We start from the raw sequence: 21,007 nt of genomic DNA, 5'->3' as shown, positions 1-21,007 counted from the left end.
TTTGGAAAAAATAAAAATAATTACAGATAGTTCGTGCGATCTTTCAAAAAATTTAATAGAAAAATATAAAATAGAGGTCTTACCTCTTTTGATTAATTTTGGAGAAGAGAGTTATTTAGATGGAATAGATATAGACTTTAACGCAATGCAAGAAAGAATTGAGAGAGAAAATGTGCTTCCAACTACATCTCAAGTTACACCTAGTAGATTTGTTGAATCTTATAAAAAGTGGCTTGACGAAGGATATAAAATAATAGTTTTACCGTTGTCATCAAAGATGAGTGGAACATATCAATCAGCTACAATAGCTAAAATGGAAATTGGTAGCGAAGATATAAAGGTTATAGATACGTTAAATGTAACATCAGGTCTTGGTCTTATAGTTTTAAAAGCAGCTACAATGATAGAAGATGGTTTTACTTTAAATGAAATTGAAGAGGAAATATTAAAGTATAGAGAAGCTATAGATGCAGGGCTTGTATTTGAAAGTTTAGATAACCTTGTAAGGGGTGGAAGACTTTCAAAGGGGAAGGCTATGTTAGTGGGAGCATTAGGTATAAAACTATTATTAGATGTAGAAAATGGTGAAATGAATGTTTACAGTAAGGTTCGTGGTACTAAAAAAGCTATAAAAGAAGTTGTAGAAAAATTTAATAGTACAGATAGAAAACAAGGTGAACCTGTAATATTATTAGAAGTTGAAAGTCCTGAAGTTTGTACTACTATTAGGGAATATTTAGAAAGTAATAATATAGAATATATACATCAAAGAGTTGGATGTGCTGTTGGAATACATTCAGGAATTAAAGCTTGCGGTTTATTTTTTGTTAAAAATTACTAGTGTGCATTTTATTTAGGCAAAAGTTATGTTAAAAATGATTGAACAATTAAATTAATTAAAAAATGGCTTTATTAAAGTGGTATCTTTAATAAAGCCATTTTAATTTGAATGAAATGGGTATAGTATTGAATATTTTAGCAATCTAAATGTGTGATAATATTTGAATAAAATAAATTTATTGATTAAATACATAAGATACATATGACTTTGAGAAAGATATAAATAAAGATAATAGATAGTTTATATTAAAAGTTTAGGAGTTGTGTATTTATGAGGAAGATATTTAAATTAGGAATAATAATAGTATTTCTTTTTATGTTAATTGGTTGTGAAAATGGAAGTTTAGATGTGGGAGAAATCTCTATATCCAAAACTTCGAATATAGGATTAAATGCAGATACTGCTGGAATTGATGATTTTGGATTTAATAATTTTGCTTATGAGGGTCTAGTTAAGGCGGGAGATGAATTTAATGTGAAATATGCCACTTTAGAAAGCAAAGAAATATCTGAATATGAAAGGAATATAAGAAATTTAGCTAAAAAAAGTTCTTTGATTTTTGGAGTTGGTTTTAGAATGAAAGATAGTATGGAAAATGTAGCTAAAAATAATAGTAATAAAAATTTTGTTTTAATAGATAGTACCTCAAATTTAGCTAATATAAAATCTATAATGTTTAAAAATGAAGAGGGGGCTTTTTTAATGGGAATTATAGCTGGTAATATGACTAAGACAAATAAAATAGGTTTCATAGGAGGGGTAGAAGCTCCAATAATTGAGGAAATAGGAACAGGATTTGCCTATGGTATTCAGGTTGTTAATAAAGATGCTGCAAAAGATTTGATAAATCAAAAAAATATTAGATACACTATGGATTTTAATGATGAAGAAAAAGGATATATGGTCGCAAAGGAACTATATAATAATGGTGTAGATATAATATTTCATGCTGCTGGAAAAAGTGGTCTTGGTGTTTTTAAAGCTGCAAAGGAAGAGGGTAAATATGCTATAGGAATAGATGAGGATCAGGGTGAAAAGCTTAAAGAATATTTAGGGTGTATATTATCTTCTATGATTAAGAAAACAGATTTAGCAGTTTATAATTCAATTGAAGAATTTACAAAGGGAACATTTAAGGCGGGAAAAGATAATATCTTAAGACTTGGTTTAAAGGAAGGTGCAATAGATATAGCAAGTAGTACAAAAAATATTGTTCCTTCAGAAGTTTTAGATATAGTAAAATATTATAAAGGTTTAATAATAAATGGAGAGTTAACTATACCTAAAACTAGCAATGAGATAATGGGGAGTTAATGATTTTATTAAAGTTGTTTGATATTGAAAAAAAATGTTATTTATAAGATAATTAAAAATGAAACTTAATATTTGTATGTTTTATGATAGATATTTAAACGAAGATATATGTTTAAATAAGGATAGGTGTTTTAAAAATGGAAATGAATTTTAATTTAAATTTAACACAAGAACAAAAACTTATAATGACACAACAAATGCAACTATCAATTAAATTATTACAAATGTCGACTAATGATTTAAGGGAATATATAGAAAAAGAGTTTTTAGAAAATCCAGTTTTAGAAGTTCAATATGAAAGTTTAGAAAATAAAACAAAAGAACAAGATAGATTAGAATATAAAGAACTTATAAAATATTTTGAATCAGATAATTATGGTTCTCAAAGCTATAGTGATTACAGTGAAGATAGTGTTTCTCCATTTACGTTTATAAGTAATCCAAAATCATTAAAGGAACATTTGTTAGAACAAATTATAGATATACCAATTGATGATTATCTAAGAAGTATTTGCAGTTATATGATTGAATCTTTAGATAATAGAGGATATTTAGATGTAAGTACTGAAGAAATAGAAGAGGAATTAGGATGTGGAAAAGAAAATGTAAAAAGAGCCTTAATACTTCTTCATAATTTAGAGCCAGCAGGCATTGGGGCAAGAGATATAAAGGAATGTCTAATACTTCAATTAAAAAGGCTTGGAAAAGATAACGAAATGTTAGAAAAAATTATAAATAATCATTTAGAAGACTTAGCAGATAATAAATATCAACTTATCGGTAAAGCGTTAAAAATAACAGCAAAAGAAGCACAAAGCTTTGGTGATTTAATAAAAACATTGGAACCAAAACCATCAAGAGGTTTTTATACTGGAGAAAATATGAAATTTATAATTCCTGATGCTGAAATAAAAAAAATAGGAAATGAATTTTTTATTGTGATGAATGATAAAGTTTTGCCTAAGTTATCGATAAATTCTATGTATAATGAAATACTTAGAGATAATGATGATAAGGATGCGGTAAAATATATAGAAGAAAAAATAGATAAAGCATTATTTTTAGTTAAAAGTATAAATCATAGAAAAACAACATTGCATAAAGTTTTAGAGAAAATTGTTAAAAAGCAACGAGGTTATTTTGAAAAAGGTGAAAGTGCATTAATTCCTATGACATTAAAAGAGATTGCAGAAGAGATAGATATGCATGAATCAACTATATCAAGGGCAATTAGGGAAAAATATATACTAACATCTTTTAGTACAATAAAAATTAAAGATTTATTTACAAATGGAATACAAACAAATGGTAAAAATAGTAATAAAATAGAGGATATTTCAGTTGTGAATATTAAAAAAATCATAGAGAAGATGGTAAATGAAGAAGATAAGGTAAAACCATTATCAGATCAGATAATTTGTGAAAAATTAAATAAAAATGGTATGAATATATCTAGAAGGACAGTGGCAAAATACAGAGAAGAGATAGGTATAAAATCTTCTAGTAAAAGAAAAAGATTTTAAATGGATGATAGGTATAATTACGCCAATTAAATAAAAATTTTCTGAAAAATTTAAAAAAATACTTTTAAAATGTACACTTTTGTTTTATAATAATTGTTGTGGGACATTTAAGTTTTAAGTGGGACGCTAAATGACCAAAGGAGTTGTTTGGTTTGCAAGATACATTAAAGTTGCAAAAAGTAATAGTTCCAGAAATGGTGGAACTCTTAGAAAAAAGATATAATATTCTAAGAACAATCCATTACAACGAACCAATAGGTAGACGAGTATTAGCAAGTAATTTGGGCTTAGGAGAAAGAATAGTTAGAACAGAAATTAACTTTCTTAAAACTCAAAATTTAATTCAAATTACTACGCCTGGTATGTATGTAACCAAAGAAGGAGAAAACATATTAGAAATGCTTAAGGAGTTTATTCATGAGATAAAAGGATTATCTTATGTAGAATCAAGTTTAAAAGAACTTTTAAACTTAAAGGATGTAATAATTGTTCCTGGAAGTTTAGATGAAGAAATTGATGTTTATAAAGAACTTGGAAAAGCAGCAGCAAATTATATAAAGTCTATATTGAAAGATGATTATGTTCTTGCTCTTACAGGTGGTAGTACAATAAGAGAAGTGGTAGATCATTTTCCTAAAATTCAGAATTTACATGATATTTTGATTGTTCCAGCTAGAGGTGGAATGGGGAAAAATGTAGAAACACAAGCTAATACTTTAGCAGGAGAGTTGGCTAAAAAAGTGAATGGAAGTTATAAAATGCTTCATATTCCGGCTAATGCTGTAGCAGAAGTAGTTGAAACTTTGAGTAAACAAAAAGATGTCAAAGAAATTATAAATTATATAAACAATGCAGATATACTTTTATATGGTATAGGAGATGCAGAAAAAATGGCATTTAAAAGAGGAGTTTCAGATGAGTTAATAAATGATTTATTAGACTTAGGAGCTATTGGGGAGGCATTAGGATTTTATTTTGACAAAAATGCAAAAGTGGTATCAGTTATGCCTAATTTAGGTATTGATATAAATAAAATAAAAAATGTAAAAAATCAAGTTGCTGTAGCTGGAGGCAGATATAAAGCAGAAGCAATAATGTCTGCTGTATCAAATAATGAAAATGTTGTTTTAGTATTAGATGAAGGTGCAGCTAAAGAAATTATTAAAAAGTTTCAACAAAATAATTAAATCGTTTAAAATATTTAAAAATATTTTATATATATCTATTTATATTTAGGAGGAATTCACAATGGTAAAAGTTGCTATTAACGGATTTGGACGTATTGGACGTCTTGCATTTAGACAAATGTTTGGAGCAGAAGGGTATGAAATAGTTGCTATAAACGACTTAACTAGCCCAAAAATGTTAGCTCATTTATTAAAATATGATTCAGCTCAAGGAAGATACGCTTTATGTGATAAAGTTGTAGCTGGAGAAGATTCTATTACAGTTGATGGAAAAGAAATCAGAATCTATGCTGAAGCTGATGCTTCTAAATTACCATGGGGAGAAATCGGAGTAGACGTAGTTTTAGAATGTACAGGATTCTATGTATCAAAAGCTAAATCACAAGCTCATATAGATGCTGGTGCTAAAAAAGTTGTTATATCAGCTCCTGCTGGAAACGACCTTCCAACAGTTGTATTCAACGTAAACCAAAATGTATTAACAGCTGAAGATAAAATAATATCTGCTGCATCTTGTACTACAAACTGCTTAGCTCCAATGGCTAAAGCTTTAAATGATTTTGCAACAATTCAATCAGGTATAATGTCAACAATTCATGCTTATACTGGAGATCAAATGGTTTTAGATGGACCACATAGAAAAGGTGACTTCAGAAGAGCTAGAGCTGCTGCTGTTAACATAGTACCAAACTCAACTGGTGCTGCTAAAGCTATAGGATTAGTTATTCCAGAATTAAACGGAAAATTAATAGGATCTGCACAAAGAGTTCCAGTTCCAACTGGATCAACTACAATCTTAACAGCTGTAGTTAAAGGTGAAAACATAACTAAAGAAGCTATAAACGCTGCTATGAAAGCTGCTTCAAATGAATCATTTGGTTACACTGAAGAACAATTAGTTTCTTCTGATATCGTAGGAATCACTTATGGTTCATTATTCGATGCAACTCAAACAATGGTATCTGAAATCGGAGAAGGATTATACCAAGTTCAAGTTGTTGCATGGTATGATAACGAAAATTCATACACTAGCCAAATGGTTAGAACAATTAAATACTTTGCTGAATTAGCTTAATTTTAGTATTTTAATAAATAAGGATATAAGATTTTTATAGGTCTTATATGATCCTATGATGGGTCCGGTCTTTAAGGCGTACACTTTAGGACCGGACCATTTTAAATATAAATAAAATTTAGAGGTGAATTTCATGAGTTACAATAAAAAAACTATTGAAGATATCCAAGTAAACGGAAAAAAAGTTTTAGTAAGATGCGACTTTAACGTACCATTAAAAGACGGAGTTATAACAGATGAAAATAGATTAAAAGGGGCTCTTCCTACTATAAAATATTTAATAGAAAACGGAGCAAAAGTTATCCTTTGTTCACACTTAGGAAAAGATGCTTCAAAATCTTTAGCACCAGTTGCTGTAAGATTAAGCGAAATGTTAGGAAAAACTGTAGTTTTTGCTGCTGACCAAGAAGTTGTTGGAGAAAATGCTAGAAAAGCAGTTGCTGACATGAAAGACGGAGATGTTGTTTTATTAGAAAACACAAGATGCAGAAAAGAAGAAACTAAAAATGGTGAAGAATTATCAAAAGAATTAGCTAGCCTTTGTGATATTTATGTAAATGATGCATTTGGTACAGCTCATAGAGCTCACTCTTCAACTGAAGGTGTAACTAAATTCGTTGATACTGCAGTATGTGGATATTTAATTCAAAAAGAATTAAAATTCTTAGGAGAAGCAGTTAACAATCCAGTAAGACCATTTGTTGCTATATTAGGTGGAGCTAAGGTTTCAGATAAAATAGCAGTTATAGAAAACTTATTAGATAAGGTTAACACTTTAATAATAGGTGGAGGAATGGCTTACACATTCTTAAAAGCTCAAGGATATAGCGTTGGAAATTCTTTAGTTGAAGAAGATAGATTAGACTACGCTAAAAAAATGATAGCTGATGCTGAAGCTAAAGGAGTTAGATTCTTATTACCAGTAGATCACAGAGTTGCTGCTGAATTTAAAGATGTTGCTCCTGTTATTACTGAAGATCAAAATATCCAAGATGGATTTATGGGATTAGATATAGGACCTAAAACAGAAGCTATTTATGCAGAAGCTATAAAAGATGCTAAAACAGTTATATGGAATGGACCTATGGGAGTATTCGAATTTGAAAACTTCAACAAAGGAACAATAGCTGTTGCCAAGGCTATGGCAGATGCAGATGCTACAACAGTAATTGGTGGAGGAGATTCAGCTGCTGCTGTTAATACATTGGGATTTGGTGATAAAATGACACACATTTCAACTGGTGGTGGAGCTTCACTTGAATTCTTAGAAGGAAAAACTTTACCAGGAATAGCTGCTTTAAACGATAAATAATTTAAATATAGATAATATAAGATTGATAGATTGAAGAAATTATAAAGTAGATATTATCTTAAAAGATAATATCTACGCCTTTTTAAAATATTAAAAAATTATGAGGTGAAAGATATGAGAACTCCAATAATAGCTGGAAACTGGAAAATGAATAAAACTCCTGCAGAAGCAGTAGAAATGATAAATGAATTAAAACCATTAGTTAAAGATGCTAAGTGTGATGTTGTTATATGTCCAACATTTGTGTGTTTAAGTGCTGCTTTAGAAGCTGCCAAAGGTTCAAATGTTAAAATAGCTGCACAAAATATGCATTTTGAAAATAGTGGAGCCTTCACTGGGGAAGTTTCACCAGTAATGCTTGAAGCTATGGGAATAGAATATGTTATTTTAGGACATAGTGAAAGAAGAGAATATTTCAATGAAACAGATGAAGCTTTAAATAAAAAAGTTAAGGCTGCATTTGCACACAACATAACTCCAATACTTTGCTGTGGAGAAACTTTAGAACAAAGAGAAAACGGAACAACTAATCAAGTTGTTGGAGCTCAAATAAAAGCTGACTTAGAAGAATTATCAAAGGAATTAGTTGAAAAAGTTGTTATAGCTTACGAACCAATTTGGGCTATAGGAACTGGTAAAACTGCTACAGATGAACAAGCTAATGAAACAATAATGGCTATAAGAGGCGTTGTTGCTGAAATGTTTGGAAAAGAAGTTGCTGATAAAGTAAGAATACAATACGGTGGATCAGTTAAACCAAACACTATAAAGAATCAAATGGCTATGTCTGATATTGATGGTGCTTTAGTTGGTGGAGCTAGCTTAAAAGCTTCAGACTTCTCACAAATAGTTAATTTCTAATAAAATATAACTAAGGGCTATATCAAAAAGATAAATTTATGACTTATAAAAATAAGTTAAAAAGTCTATTTTGATATAGCTTTTTTAATTTTTATATAGCAATTGTTTTAATAACTAAGTATGGATAGTTTTTGTAAAATGTTTAATAATATTTATCAGTTGTTTGAATTTTTAAAATATAGTATAATAAATTTGTTAAACAAGCATATAAAAAGAATAAAAAATGTTTTTATATTTTAATATTTATAGATAGAAAATTTATTTTAATTTCGATAATTAAATAGAAAAGTTTGGAGGATTAAGATGACTAAAAAACCAGTATTATTAATGATATTAGATGGATTTGGAATAGCTCCAAAAGAAGATGGAAATGCTGTAGAAATGGCTAAAAAACCAAATTATGATAAATATTTTGCTAAATACCCACATACTAAATTAGAAGCTTCAGGTTTAGAAGTTGGACTACCAGAAGGTCAAATGGGAAATTCAGAAGTTGGGCATTTAAATATAGGTTCAGGAAGAATAGTATATCAAGAATTAACTAGAATAACTAAAGAAATAAAAGAAGGTAATTTCTTTAAAAATGAATCATTATGTAAGGCAGTTAAAAATGTAGAGGAAAATGATACTGCATTACATTTAATGGGACTTTTATCAAATGGAGGAGTTCATTCACATATAGATCACTTAAAAGGACTTTTAGATTTAGCTAAACAAAAAGGGTTAACTAAAGTTTATGTTCATTGTTTTATGGATGGAAGAGATGTTGCTCCAGGTTCAGGTGTAGATTTCGTTAAGGAATTAGAGAGCTACATGAAGGAAATTGGAGTAGGTGAAATAGCTACTATAAGTGGTAGATATTATGCAATGGATAGAGATAACAGATGGGAAAGAGTTCAATTAGCATATAATGCTATGGTTTTAGGAGAAGGACAAAAAGCATCTTCAGCCGTAGAATGTATGGAAAATTCATATCATGATAATAAATCAGACGAATTTGTTTTACCATGTGTTATAGAAAAAAATGGAGAGCCAGTAGCTAGAATTAAGAGTGGAGATTCTGTTATATTCTTCAACTTTAGACCAGATAGAGCTAGAGAAATGACAAGAGCTATAACTGAAAAAGAGTTTGATGGATTTGAAAGACAAAATCTTAATTTAGTATTTGTAACAATGACTCAATATGATAAAACATTACAAAATGTTGATGTTGCATATAGAGCTGAAAAGTTAACTAATACTTTAGGGGAATATGTGTCTAAAAATGGATTAAATCAATTAAGAATAGCAGAAACTGAAAAGTATGCACATGTAACTTTCTTCTTTAATGGAGGAGTTGAAACTCCAAATGCTAATGAGGATAGAGCATTAATCGCATCTCCAAAGGTTGCAACTTATGATTTAAAACCAGAAATGAGTGCAAATGAAGTTACTGAAGAATTAATAAGTAGATTAGATCAAGATAAATATGATATGATTATATTAAACTTTGCAAACCCTGATATGGTGGGACATACAGGAGTTATGGAAGCTGCTGTTAAAGCAATAGAGACAGTAGATACTTGTCTTGGAAAAGTAGTTGAAAAAGTTCTTGAGAAAGATGGAACAGTATTTGTAACTGCAGACCATGGTAATGCTGAAGTTATGATAGATTATTCAACAGGAAATCCTATGACAGCTCATACAACTGATGAAGTTCCTTTCCTTTGGATTTCAAAAGATTCAGAAGGAAAAGAGTTAAAATCTAAAGGAAAATTAGCTGACATAGCACCAACAATGCTTACAGTTATGGGACTTGAAGTACCTTCTGAAATGACAGGTGAAAATTTAATAAAATAGTTTTAAATAAAAAAACACTTAGGAAAAAATCCTATGTGTTTTTTTTATGAAATTTTATTGTATTTTATATAGATGTTCTTTTTTATAAAAATGATAAGCAAGAAATAAAAATATAATTCCTAAAATAGTAATTATTAAAATATTTGGGAAAATAGCAAAAACTATAGGTAAGATAACACTTCCTAAGATATTAAATATTATATGACAAAGCATATTTCCTAGAATGCTTCCTGTATAAAGGTAAATTAAGCATAAAACAATGCCTAAAAAGAACGCATAAATTCCTTGAAGTGGATTTCCGTGTAGAAGACCAAATAATATTGCTTGAATTATAATTGCAGGTACAAGAGGAATGTTTTTTCTTAAAATAGAGAATATAGCACCTCTAAATATAATTTCTTCAAAAATAGGTCCAATTAAAAGCACAACTAGCATTTTAATATACGAATTTTTAGCTGCATTCATAGTGTTTTCTACAGTTTGATAGCTTGGAAAAAAGTTTTGACCTAAAATTACAAAGAGCATTGAAAATAAACTAAGACCTATTGTTAAACAAATTATCACAGGTAGTTTTTTACTATTTATTTCTTTGAAATTGCATCTTTTAATTAAATTTTTAGGAATAAATATAAAAATTATAAATAATATAAAAACTGTGAGTCCTTCACCAATCAATGTTCCTATATAAGCAGTATTAATTAAAACTTCGTTTAGATATGAAACGTTAGAAATTTTCTCAACTGTAATAAAAAAATATAAAATAATAAAATTAGCTATGTATAATAAGGAATAAAGAAGTAGTGGAATTCCTATAACAGCACCTAAAACATTTAAAGTTTTTTTGAAAATGGTCATAAAAACCTCCTTTGAATATAGTAAATTAAAGGTTATGATTTAATAATAGTATTAAACAATTAAAAGATAAATATTAAAAAAATTAAAAATAATAAAATTATTTAATGCTAAAAGGTTTAATAATTAATAATTAAAAAAGTCATGTAAATTATAGGATTTAGTTGTATAATTAGATAGTAAAATAAATCCGTAAAAATATAGCAAAAAATCAAATTTATTAATGGGGGAATTTTATATGAATCTTATAGATATGCACTGTGATACAATAAGTCTTATACACACAAATAGTAAAGGTCATTCATTTCAAAAAGATGGAACAACTAATAGTAGTTATGAAAATGTCATAGAAGAAAAAATGAATTTAAAAAAGAATGATTTACATGTGGATTTAGAAAAATTAAGATTAGCCAATGCTAAGGCTCAATTTTTTGCTTTATTTGTTGAATATGATTATTTGAAAAAGATAAAACAAACACCGTATAATTACTTTAATTTAATGTATGAAACTTTGATGAAAAACTTAGATGAAAATAAAGATAGTATTGCAATTGCAAGAAATTATGATGAAATGGAGAAAAATTTTAACGAAAATAAAATATCTGCATTTTTAACAATTGAAGAGGGTGGTGCAATAGAAGGAAAGTTAGAAAGAATAGAAGATGTTTACAATAAAGGGGTTAGGCTTATAACAATAACTTGGAATCATGAAAATGAATTGGGATATCCTAATGCAGTTGCTAAGTTTATGAATAAAGGGCTTAAGAAAAAAGGAATTGAAACAATTGAAAGAATGAATGAACTTGGAATGTTAGTTGATGTATCTCATTTATCAGATGGTGGATTTTGGGATGTGGTGAAACATTCTAAGAAACCATTTGTAGCATCTCATTCAAACGCAAGAGCATTAGCTAGTCATCCAAGAAATTTAACAGATGATATGATAAAAGCAATTGCAAATGCTGGTGGAACAATAGGTATAAATTACTTTGGAAGATTTTTAAGCAACAGAGATGATAATATAAGTTATGTATCAGATATAGTAAATCATATAAAGTATATAAGAAACATAGGTGGAGATGATGTTTTATCTCTAGGTGGAGATTTTGATGGAGTAGATAGTACTTTAGAGATGGCGAATGTAGGAGAAATGAATAAACTTTTACATGCATTAAAAAAAGATAAATTTAGTGATGATTTTATAGAAAAGCTTTGGGAAAAAAATGTTACAAGAGTTATTAAAGATGTTCTAAGATAGTTTTATTATTTAAAATATTTTAATACTATATAAAGATAGTATAGAATGATATCTTTTTTAATTCGTTATATTTAGCAAGGATATATTAAAGGAGAAAATATCCTTGCTATTTTTAGTATTAATTATTGATAAGTTTTAAATATTCCTCAAAAGTTAAGTTGTTTTTCATTATATATTTTGCAACATCAACTCCAACATATCTAAAATGCCAAGGTTCATAAGTATAACCTGTAATGTCTTCTTTATCCTTTAAGAATCTTAATATAAACCCGTAGTTTGCACAATTTTCTTTAAGCCACTTTCCTTCTTCTGTATCACCAAAAGATTGATAAAGTCCTCCTCCTTGAGATACAGATGATATATCAATAGCTAAGCCTGTTTGATGTTCACTTTGTCCAGGTTTAGCAGAAAATTGACTTGTCCAAGCTTCTCCTTTGTTTTTTATATTATTATTATATATAGAAGATTGTAAATCGTAAGAGCGATACCCACTTACAAGCATTAAATCAAAGCCTTTTTCTTTTGCATCTTTAAACAAGTTTTCAACTGAATCAACAATATCATATCTAACAGAAGAGTTTGTTTTATAAGGAATATTAGGAGTTTTTGTATCGGGTATATAATCTTTGTCTAAATTATTGTTTTTATTAACAAGAATTGAGAATTTAGAATTTATAATTGGAATATCTGATTCATTTGAGTTATTGTAAGTAATATTGTTATCTGATAAAGAAAATGAATTAGTATCAGATTGATTAGTATTGCTTTGAAGTAAGTTAGCTTTAGTGGATATATAAGCAGTACCACACCCTAAAAGAGAAGGTGTACAAATACATAAAAATACTATACTTAATGATTTTTTTAAATTAATCACTGAAATCACATCCATAAAATTATTTATATATATTTTAACACAAAAAGTAAAAAAAACAAATATATTGAAATTTTAAAATAATTTTTAAATAATAATGAAAATTATAATAATATTTAGGAAATAAGGAACAATATAAAAGTATATAAATAATTATATTGAGGAGGATTTTACATGAAACAATATGTTGAAATAGTAGATATAGTAGCAAGGCAAATATTAGATTCTAGAGCTTTTCCAACAGTGGAAGTTGAGGTTGTTTTAGAAGACGGAACAGTAGGGCGTGCAGCAGTTCCATCAGGTGCATCTACTGGAATATATGAGGCTGTGGAACTTAGAGATAATGATAAAAATAAATTTATGGGAAAGGGTGTTGAAATAGCAGTTAATAATGTCAATGAAACTATTGCAGAAGCTGTGATAGGAATGAATGTTTTTGATCAAGTGGCGATAGATAAAGAATTAATTAAATTAGATGGAACACAAAATAAAGAAAAATTAGGTGCTAATGCAATTTTAGGTGTTTCATTAGCTGTTGCTAAAGCTGCAACAAATTATTTAGGAATTCCACTATATCAATATATAGGTGGAGTAAATGCTAAGGTTTTACCAGTGCCTATGATGAACATAATAAATGGAGGAAGCCATGCAGATAATTCTGTAGATCTTCAAGAATTTATGATTATGCCAGCTGGATTTGACTGTTTTAACAAGGCTATTCAAGCTTGTGCTGAAGTTTATCATGCGTTAAAGAAAACATTAAATGAAAAAGGATATTCAACAGGCGTTGGTGATGAAGGTGGCTTTGCACCTAATTTAAAATCAAATGCGGAGGCGATAGAAGTTATTTTAGAAGCGATACAAAAAGCTGGATACACAGCAGGTAAAGATATATTTATAGCAATAGATGCAGCCTCTTCTGAATACTATAAAGATGGTAAATATGTTTTAGAGCATGAAGGCAAGACATTAACAGCAGAAGAAATGGTTGATTTTTTAGAGGACTGGGTTAATAAGTATCCTATAATATCAATAGAAGACGGTATGGCAGAAGAGGATTGGGAAGGATGGAAGCTATTAACTGAGAGGTTAGGTGAAAAAGTTCAGTTAGTAGGAGATGATCTTTTTGTAACTAATACAGAAAGACTAAGTTATGGTATTAAAAGAGGAGTTGCAAACTCTATTTTAATAAAACTAAATCAAATAGGAACATTAACAGAAACTTTAAATGCCATAGAGATGGCAAATAGAGCAGGATATACTGCAGTTGTATCTCATAGATCAGGAGAAACTGAAGATACAACAATAGCTGATTTAGTAGTTGCAACAAATTCAGGTCAAATAAAAACCGGAGCACCAGCAAGATCAGAGAGAGTTTCAAAATATAATCAACTTATAAGAATAGATGAAGAACTTGAGGATGTATCAGAATATAGAGGAATTAAAGCATTTTTTAATATAAAACAATGTTGCAACAATCAAAATTGTGAATGTAAGGAAAATAAATAATTTAATAAATTTACCAATTAAATTTAAGTATTATTGTAAATAACTTCTCACTATGCTATTATATAATTTGTTAAATATGTGTATAGGAGGAGTTTCTATGAGAGATATTTTAATAGTTATTGAAGCTATATTAGCTGTTATTATAATGATATCTATACTTGTTCAACCAAGTAAATCTGATGCATTAAGTGGATTTGTTCCTGGAAATGGTGATACATTTTTTGCTAAAAATAAAGGTAGAACAAAAGAAGCTAGACTAGTAAAACTTACAATAGTTACATCAATATTATTTGCAATATGCACAATATTATTAAATTTAAATATATTTTCATAATATGAAAACACCACTTAGGGTTTAAATGATTTTTAACCTTAGGTGGTTTTTTATTTGAATATACAATAGAGTTTTAAATAATAAAAACCCAGGTTAAAAATTTAAACTACTACATATTATAATAATATATAATATAATGAAGTAATTATTTGAACATTATTTGTTATTGTGTTAGGATAAGGTAAGAATTTTAGAAATTAATAATTAAAATATATGTTGGAGGCAATATGGGACTTAAGGAAGTTATACTAAATTTTATGAAAGAAGAAGCTTATAAACCAATGGAAATTCCCGAAATAGCTAAAATATTTAATATAAATAAGAATGAATATAAGTCTTTTAAAAAAGCCATAAAAACTATGGAAAAAGAAGGCTTACTTGCAAGAGATGAAAGCGATAAGTTAGGTTTAGCACAAAGGATGGGAGTCATTACAGGGAAAATAGAAATTCATGACAGAGGATTTGGATTTTTAATTCCTGATATTGAAGGAATTAAAGATTTATTTATAGCAAAAACTAATTTAATGGGTGCCATGAATGGTGATAGAGTAGTTGCTAAGATAATAAAAGAAGGCAGAAATGGAAAAAGAACTGAAGGTATCATAATTAATATAGTTGAAAGAGTAAATAAAAATATTGTAGGGATTTATGAAGATAATAAAAGTTTTGGATTTGTGCTTCCGGAAGATAAAAGAATTCAAAATGATATATTTATATCTAAAAAAGATAGAAATGGGGCTAAAAAAGGTCAAATAGTTATGGTAGAAATAACAAGGTGGCCAGATGGAAAGAGAAAAAATCCTGAGGGAAAGGTTGTTGAAATTTTAGGAAGGCCAGGAGATAAAGGGATTGATATAGATATTATAATAAGGAAGTATAATCTGCCTGAGGATTTTCCACCAAGTGTTTTAAATAGTGCTTTAGATATAGAAGATTTTATAACTGAAGATGAAATAAAAGGAAGGTTAGATCTTAGAAATATAAAAATGGTAACAATAGATGGAGAAGATGCTAAGGATTTAGATGATGCTGTATCTATTGAAAGATTGGAAAATGGAAATTTTAAGCTTGGAGTTCATATAGCAGATGTAACTCATTACGTTAAAGAGAGAAGTGTTATAGATAAGGAAGCTTTTAAAAGAGCAACGTCTGTATATCTTATAGATAGGGTTATTCCTATGCTTCCTAAAAAGTTATCAAATGGAATATGTTCATTAAATCCTAAAGTTGATAGATTAACTTTAAGTTGTATTATGGAGGTAAATAGACAAGGTAAGGTTGTTAATCATACAATAGCTCAATCTGTTATAAAAACTAATGAAAGAATGACTTATACTGATGTAACCAAGATTTTGAGAGATAATGATGTAGAATTAATTGAAAGATATAAAGATTTAGTTGATGATTTTAAGGCTATGGAAGAACTTTGTAAAATCCTAAGAAAGAAGAGGTTAGATAGGGGAGCTATTGATTTTGATTTTGAAGAATGTAAAATAATTTTAGATGAAAAGGGAAAGCCAATAGATATAAAACCTTATGAAAGAGCTATTGCAAATAGAATGATAGAGGAATTTATGCTTTTAGCAAATGAAACAGTTGCAGAGCATATGGAAAAACTTAAAGTTCCATTTGTGTATAGGATTCATGAAAATCCTGATGCAGAAAAGCTTGAAAAGTTTAAAGCTTTTATTTACAATCTAGGATATAATGATATAACATGGGGAGAAGAAGTAAATCCTAAAGCACTTCAAAGGGTGTTGGATAAATTTAAGGGTGAAAATGAAGAAACAATAATTAGTACACTTTTACTTAGAAGTATGATGCAAGCTAGATATTCACCAGAATGTGCAGGGCACTTTGGATTAGCAGCAGATTATTATTGCCATTTTACATCCCCAATTAGGAGATATCCAGATCTTCAAATTCATAGAATAATAAAAGAGTATTTAAATAAAGAGTTAACTGAGAATAGAAGCAAAAAGTTGGTTTCAATAGTAGATAGTGCAGCTAAACAATCATCAGAAATGGAGAGAGTTGCACAAGAGGCAGAACGTGAAGTTGATGACCTAAAAAAGGCTGAGTATATGAAAGATAGAATAGGTGAAATATTTGAAGGAATGATATCATCTGTGACAGGTTTTGGTGCATTTGTAGAACTTCCAAACACTATAGAAGGTTTAGTTCATATAACAAGCTTTAGAGATGATTATTATATTTATGATGAAGATAGATTAATTTTAATTGGAGAAAGAAATAAGAAAATATATAGATTAGGCGATAAACTTAAGGTTTTGTGTTCAAAAGTAGATATTTTAAGTAGAGAGGTCTATTTTGAAATAGTTGAAGATAAATATATTTTAGAAGAAAAAGAAAGAGCTAAAAAAATACAAGAAGAAAAGCTTGAGAATATAAAAAGAGAATTAAATAGTGAAAGCTTAAAAGAAGATGATATATAAAATTATTTGATAAAAAATTTGTCTTAAAATAAAACAATAAATTAATTTTAGATTTTGGCTTTGTTTAAAATATTTTTAATTTTATTAATATAATAAGGTTAAACATTATATTTAAAACATAGCCAAATTTTAAATAATAGATAAATTAATATTTAATTTAATTTTAATAAAATATTTTAATTTTTTATGTATAATATGCTAGAATGTAATTGATAATAGTTCTTAATATTTTACATTTACATAAGAAATATGATAAAATTAAATAATATAGCTTAAATTATTATATTGTAATTTGTTTAAGAGGTGTAAGATAATGGCTAGAGCTAATAATAATAAAACATTAGTTGAAAATAGAAAAGCAAGACATGATTATTTTGTAGAAGAAGCAATGGAAGCAGGAATTGCTTTAGTAGGAACGGAAGTAAAATCAATAAGAAAAGGAAGAGCAAATATTAAGGAGGCATATGCACAAGTTGTTAACGGTGAAATTATAATATATGGTATGCATATAAGTCCTTATGAGGAAGGTAATATATTTAATGTCGATCCATTAAGACCTAAGAAATTATTACTTCATAAAGCAGAAATAAGAAGAATTGAAGGCATGTTAAATCAGCAAGGGGTAACATTAATTCCATTATCAATGTATTTAAAAAATGGTAGAGTAAAGATAAATCTTGGTATTTGCAAGGGTAAGAAAAATTATGATAAGAGAGATGCAATGCTTGAAAAAGCCCATAAAAGAGATATAGAAAGACAGATGAAGGAAAAAAATAGGTATTAATCACAAAATAAAATTTATAAAGGGGGCTAAATAAATGAATCATATATCTAAAAGAGAAAAGTTTGATATATTTATATTAAAGCAAATAAGATCTAAATTAAGTAATCCTATATTAGATAAGATTATGGTCATGTTCACCATGTTAGGTGAATTTGGTGCTGTTTGGTCTCTTTTAGGGATAGCTTTAGTAATTGAAAGTAAATATAGAATAATTGGACTTATGGTTATAGCAGCTCTTATATTTACTACAATAATGGGAGAAGGAGTAATTAAAAATTTGGTTAAGCGTTCAAGACCTTGCAAAGATATGACTCAACAAGATCTTGTAGTTAGAAAACCAAATACTTATTCTTTCCCATCAGGACATACAGCATCATCTTTTGCAGTAGCTAATGTATTGCTTACTTGTTTTGCTGGAGTTGGTGTAGCATTTTTAATAATAGCTAGTTTAATTGCATTTTCTAGAATGTATTTATATGTTCATTACCCAACAGATATTATTGCTGGAATAGCACTTGGATTATTATGTAGTCAAGCTACTATATATATGTTTCAAACATTTATGGTAAGAATATAATAAATTCTTCTACTCTAGAAAGGAGAAAAATGGAAATATTAAAAGAAACAATAAGAAATAAAGGAACTATAACAGAAGATAATATACTTCATGTAGATTCATTTATAAATTATCAAATGGATGTAAAACTTTTTAATGAAATAGGAAAAGAATTTAAAGAAAGATTTAAAAATGAAAAGATAGACAAAATTCTTACAGTAGAATCAGCAGGTATTGGAATAAGTGCGATAACATCACAATATTTTGATTGTGTTCCTGTGGTCTTTGGAAAAAAGATGGATAGAGTGTCAAGAGATGCTTTAGGCATTTATAAATCAGAAGTATATTCTTTTACTAAAAATACATTATATAATGTAGTTGTTAAAGATAATCTTATAAAAAAAGGTGAAAAAATACTAATAATAGATGATTTTTTAGCAAATGCATCGGGTGCATTTGCTCTTATGGATATAGTAAAGCAAGCAGGAGCTGAAGTTGTTGGCGTTGGAATAGTTATAGAAAAAGCATTTCAAAAAGGAAGAGAAAACTTAGAAAATAAAGGAATAAGAGTCGAATCTTTAGTATCTATAGAAAAAATAGAAAATGGAAAAGTTTATTTTGCTAAATAAAATTTATTTAGCAATTTTTTCTTTGGATTTAGAATAAATAATTAATCAAAAAAACTAATTTTATTGCATTATATTTAAAATGGAAAATTTGAAATTAAAATCAAAATTTACAATATTAATTATAATTTTAATTTATAATGAAATGTTGACTAAAATCTTAATACAGTATATAATTATAGTGTCAAATCAATATTGTTATCGCACTACATGGGGACGTTTTGGCTTCGACGGGGGTAATGATGGGTTTGGTAAGCGAGTGGAGGTAAGCATGTTCCCTCCTAAATCAAATATGCATTAAATATAAACGCAGATAATAATAATTTTGCATTAGCAGCTTAATATAAGCTACTCATCCGCCCAGGTTGCCTACGGCTTGGATTACGGGTGTCAAATGAGTGGGACACGAATCTTAGTAAAGCTTTGAGCTAAGGGGGTATTTATGAAGCTAGCAAATTATGTGCCCGTCTATAGGCGGCATAATGAGCGAATGTAATATGTAGACTACACTCGTAGAAAGTCAGGCTGGTCTACTTTCGGACAGGGGTTCGATTTTTGAAAGATGGTCGCCTTATGAAGTGATTCATAAGTGAAAACTTGGCTTTATCGGTGAAACCGTAGTGGATTATGCCACCGGCAATACCGAGAGGTATGTAGAGAAATCTAACAGCCTTGTATCGACTTATAGGTTCCTAAAGTTTTTAAGCTATGGAATACTAGGATAGAAGATAAAAACTATACTAAGCTTCTATAATACGCCAAGGACATTTATTTTATATAAATGTCAAGATATAGTCATAGCCAGAATATTGATAAAATATTTAATTAATTTTATAATAAAATATCAATGTGGAAACACTGGACGCCATAGACCCCTCGTCTCCACCATATAGTAAAGACCTTACAACATTAATATTGTAAGGTCTTTTTATAATTAATAATATAAAATATAAAAAGAAGGTGTAGCGGGTATGGATAAAAAAGATGTAATGATTTTAGTAGGTGCTGGACAAATAGGTATGGCAATTGCAAGAAGAGTAGGATATGGAAAGAAAATTGTTATTGGAGATAAAAAGATAGAAAATGCAAATGATATTGCAAAGATTATGAATGATGCTGGATATGATGTATATGCAATGGAAATGGATTTATCCTCAAGAGAATCAATTTTAAATATTATTGCAAAAGCGAAAGAATATGGGGATATTACTATGTTAGTTAATGCAGCTGGTGTATCGCCAAGTCAAGCCTCCATAGAAACAATTCTTAAAGTAGATCTTTATGGTACTGCAGTTTTATTAGAGGAAGTAGGAAAAGTAATTGCAAAAGGTGGGGTAGGAGTTACTATTTCTAGCCAGTCAGGTTGGAGAATGCCGCAACTTACACAAGAGGAAGATTTTTTGCTTGCTACAACTCCAACAGAAGATTTATTAAATCTTGAAATATTAAATGAAAAAAATATAAAAGATACATTGCATGCTTATCAAATGGCAAAATGTTGTAATGAAAAACGTGTAATGGCTGAAGCTGTAAAATGGGGTGAAAGGGGTGCAAGGATTAATGATATTGCACCAGGAATCATAGTAACACCTCTTGCTATAGATGAGTTTAATGGACCACGAGGAGATTTTTATAAAAATAATGTTTGCTAAGTGTCCAGCAGGTCGTCCAGGTACTGCAGATGAGGTGGCTAATGTAGCAGAACTTTTAATGAGTGATAAAGGTGCATTTATTACAGGATCTACGTTTTTAATTGATGGTGGTGCTACATCATCTTACTATTATGGACCATTAAAGCCAGAAATATAA

17 protein-coding genes, 1 other RNA gene and 1 pseudogene are annotated in these 21,007 nt (G+C 28.6%); 17 read left to right on the top strand and 2 right to left on the bottom strand.

The features are described 5' to 3' along the window. Position 1: 1 nt before the first annotated feature. The 8 genes from DR020_RS01475 (at position 2) to gpmI (ending at position 9,952) form a co-directional block, all read left to right on the top strand. Entirely contained in the window at positions 2-841 is an 840-nt protein-coding gene (locus DR020_RS01475; protein WP_055258467.1) for a DegV family protein, read from the top strand. 270 nt (positions 842-1,111) lie between these two features. Beyond that, entirely contained in the window at positions 1,112-2,155 is a 1,044-nt protein-coding gene (locus DR020_RS01470) for a BMP family lipoprotein (protein ID WP_112365070.1), read from the top strand. A gap of 143 nt (positions 2,156-2,298) precedes the next feature. Continuing rightward, positions 2,299-3,678 (top strand): RNA polymerase factor sigma-54, encoded by a 1,380-nt coding sequence (gene rpoN, locus DR020_RS01465; RefSeq protein ID WP_174208895.1) that lies wholly within the window; start codon positions 2,299-2,301, stop codon positions 3,676-3,678. A gap of 152 nt (positions 3,679-3,830) precedes the next feature. Beyond that, the gene (locus DR020_RS01460; RefSeq protein ID WP_055258473.1) at positions 3,831-4,865 is read left to right on the top strand and encodes a sugar-binding transcriptional regulator; all 1,035 of its coding nucleotides are present in this window, start codon (positions 3,831-3,833) and stop codon (positions 4,863-4,865) included. A gap of 61 nt (positions 4,866-4,926) precedes the next feature. Continuing rightward, the gene (gap, locus tag DR020_RS01455; RefSeq protein WP_055258475.1) at positions 4,927-5,940 is read left to right on the top strand and encodes a type I glyceraldehyde-3-phosphate dehydrogenase; all 1,014 of its coding nucleotides are present in this window, start codon (positions 4,927-4,929) and stop codon (positions 5,938-5,940) included. Between the two features lie 133 nt (positions 5,941-6,073). Further along, positions 6,074-7,252, top strand: coding sequence for a phosphoglycerate kinase (locus DR020_RS01450; RefSeq protein WP_055258477.1), 1,179 nt, complete (start codon positions 6,074-6,076; stop codon positions 7,250-7,252). A gap of 114 nt (positions 7,253-7,366) precedes the next feature. Continuing rightward, positions 7,367-8,113 (top strand): triose-phosphate isomerase, encoded by a 747-nt coding sequence (gene tpiA, locus DR020_RS01445; protein ID WP_112365068.1) that lies wholly within the window; start codon positions 7,367-7,369, stop codon positions 8,111-8,113. A 303-nt stretch (positions 8,114-8,416) separates the two neighbouring features. Next, a complete protein-coding gene (gene gpmI / locus DR020_RS01440) occupies positions 8,417-9,952 on the top strand; it encodes a 2,3-bisphosphoglycerate-independent phosphoglycerate mutase (RefSeq protein WP_055258481.1) in 1,536 nt (511 codons plus the stop codon). Between the two features lie 54 nt (positions 9,953-10,006). On the opposite strand, the gene DR020_RS01435 is transcribed toward gpmI, so the two are convergent. Next, entirely contained in the window at positions 10,007-10,807 is an 801-nt protein-coding gene (locus DR020_RS01435) for a CPBP family intramembrane glutamic endopeptidase (protein WP_112365067.1), read from the bottom strand. Positions 10,808-11,042: 235 nt separating this feature from the next. Here DR020_RS01435 and DR020_RS01430 point away from each other — a divergent pair, with 235 nt between their 5' ends. Then, positions 11,043-12,062, top strand: a complete 1,020-nt coding sequence (locus tag DR020_RS01430) for a dipeptidase (protein ID WP_112365066.1) — start codon at positions 11,043-11,045, stop codon at positions 12,060-12,062. Between the two features lie 118 nt (positions 12,063-12,180). On the opposite strand, the gene DR020_RS01425 is transcribed toward DR020_RS01430, so the two are convergent. Continuing rightward, positions 12,181-12,936 (bottom strand): M15 family metallopeptidase, encoded by a 756-nt coding sequence (locus DR020_RS01425; RefSeq protein ID WP_160110429.1) that lies wholly within the window; start codon positions 12,934-12,936, stop codon positions 12,181-12,183. A 171-nt stretch (positions 12,937-13,107) separates the two neighbouring features. On the opposite strand from DR020_RS01425, the gene eno reads away from it, so the two are divergent. From eno to DR020_RS01385, 8 genes and pseudogenes are all read left to right on the top strand, one after another. Then, a complete protein-coding gene (eno, locus tag DR020_RS01420) occupies positions 13,108-14,442 on the top strand; it encodes a phosphopyruvate hydratase (RefSeq protein WP_112365064.1) in 1,335 nt (444 codons plus the stop codon). Positions 14,443-14,539: 97 nt separating this feature from the next. After that, positions 14,540-14,776 (top strand): preprotein translocase subunit SecG, encoded by a 237-nt coding sequence (secG, locus tag DR020_RS01415; RefSeq protein ID WP_055258491.1) that lies wholly within the window; start codon positions 14,540-14,542, stop codon positions 14,774-14,776. A 227-nt stretch (positions 14,777-15,003) separates the two neighbouring features. After that, positions 15,004-17,232 (top strand): ribonuclease R, encoded by a 2,229-nt coding sequence (gene rnr, locus DR020_RS01410; RefSeq protein WP_058992941.1) that lies wholly within the window; start codon positions 15,004-15,006, stop codon positions 17,230-17,232. Between the two features lie 313 nt (positions 17,233-17,545). Beyond that, on the top strand, positions 17,546-18,016 hold the full coding sequence (gene smpB, locus DR020_RS01405) for an SsrA-binding protein SmpB (RefSeq protein ID WP_112365063.1): 471 nt from the start codon (positions 17,546-17,548) through the stop codon (positions 18,014-18,016). Between the two features lie 34 nt (positions 18,017-18,050). Next, complete coding sequence (locus tag DR020_RS01400) at positions 18,051-18,593, top strand: phosphatase PAP2 family protein (protein WP_055258498.1); 543 nt, start codon at positions 18,051-18,053, stop codon at positions 18,591-18,593. Positions 18,594-18,622: 29 nt separating this feature from the next. Further along, positions 18,623-19,201 carry a xanthine phosphoribosyltransferase gene (locus DR020_RS01395; RefSeq protein WP_055258499.1) on the top strand — a complete coding sequence of 193 codons (579 nt, stop codon included), beginning with the start codon at positions 18,623-18,625 and terminating at the stop codon, positions 19,199-19,201. Between the two features lie 217 nt (positions 19,202-19,418). Next, positions 19,419-19,754, top strand: a transfer-messenger RNA (tmRNA) gene (gene ssrA, locus DR020_RS01390). Between the two features lie 415 nt (positions 19,755-20,169). Beyond that, positions 20,170-21,007, top strand: a pseudogene (locus DR020_RS01385) (SDR family oxidoreductase).

This window comes from Sarcina ventriculi (assembly GCF_900456775.1).
GTDB lineage: Bacteria > Bacillota > Clostridia > Clostridiales > Clostridiaceae > Sarcina > Sarcina ventriculi.
This window is presented reverse-complemented; position numbering and strand designations above follow the sequence as displayed.

Excerpts from the sequence above, each read along its gene's own strand:
- eno (WP_112365064.1), top strand. The coding sequence starts at position 13,108 with ATGAAACAATATGTTGAAATAGTAGATATAGTAGCAAGGCAAATATTA.
- rpoN (WP_174208895.1), top strand. The coding sequence starts at position 2,299 with ATGAATTTTAATTTAAATTTAACACAAGAACAAAAACTTATAATGACA.
- gpmI (WP_055258481.1), top strand. The coding sequence starts at position 8,417 with ATGACTAAAAAACCAGTATTATTAATGATATTAGATGGATTTGGAATA.
- DR020_RS01430 (WP_112365066.1), top strand. The coding sequence starts at position 11,043 with ATGAATCTTATAGATATGCACTGTGATACAATAAGTCTTATACACACA.
- DR020_RS01435 (WP_112365067.1), bottom strand. The coding sequence starts at position 10,807 with ATGACCATTTTCAAAAAAACTTTAAATGTTTTAGGTGCTGTTATAGGA.
- DR020_RS01470 (WP_112365070.1), top strand. The coding sequence starts at position 1,112 with ATGAGGAAGATATTTAAATTAGGAATAATAATAGTATTTCTTTTTATG.
- rnr (WP_058992941.1), top strand. The coding sequence starts at position 15,004 with ATGGGACTTAAGGAAGTTATACTAAATTTTATGAAAGAAGAAGCTTAT.
- DR020_RS01395 (WP_055258499.1), top strand. The coding sequence starts at position 18,623 with ATGGAAATATTAAAAGAAACAATAAGAAATAAAGGAACTATAACAGAA.
- DR020_RS01450 (WP_055258477.1), top strand. The coding sequence starts at position 6,074 with ATGAGTTACAATAAAAAAACTATTGAAGATATCCAAGTAAACGGAAAA.
- secG (WP_055258491.1), top strand. The coding sequence starts at position 14,540 with ATGAGAGATATTTTAATAGTTATTGAAGCTATATTAGCTGTTATTATA.
- smpB (WP_112365063.1), top strand. The coding sequence starts at position 17,546 with ATGGCTAGAGCTAATAATAATAAAACATTAGTTGAAAATAGAAAAGCA.
- tpiA (WP_112365068.1), top strand. The coding sequence starts at position 7,367 with ATGAGAACTCCAATAATAGCTGGAAACTGGAAAATGAATAAAACTCCT.
- DR020_RS01400 (WP_055258498.1), top strand. The coding sequence starts at position 18,051 with ATGAATCATATATCTAAAAGAGAAAAGTTTGATATATTTATATTAAAG.
- gap (WP_055258475.1), top strand. The coding sequence starts at position 4,927 with ATGGTAAAAGTTGCTATTAACGGATTTGGACGTATTGGACGTCTTGCA.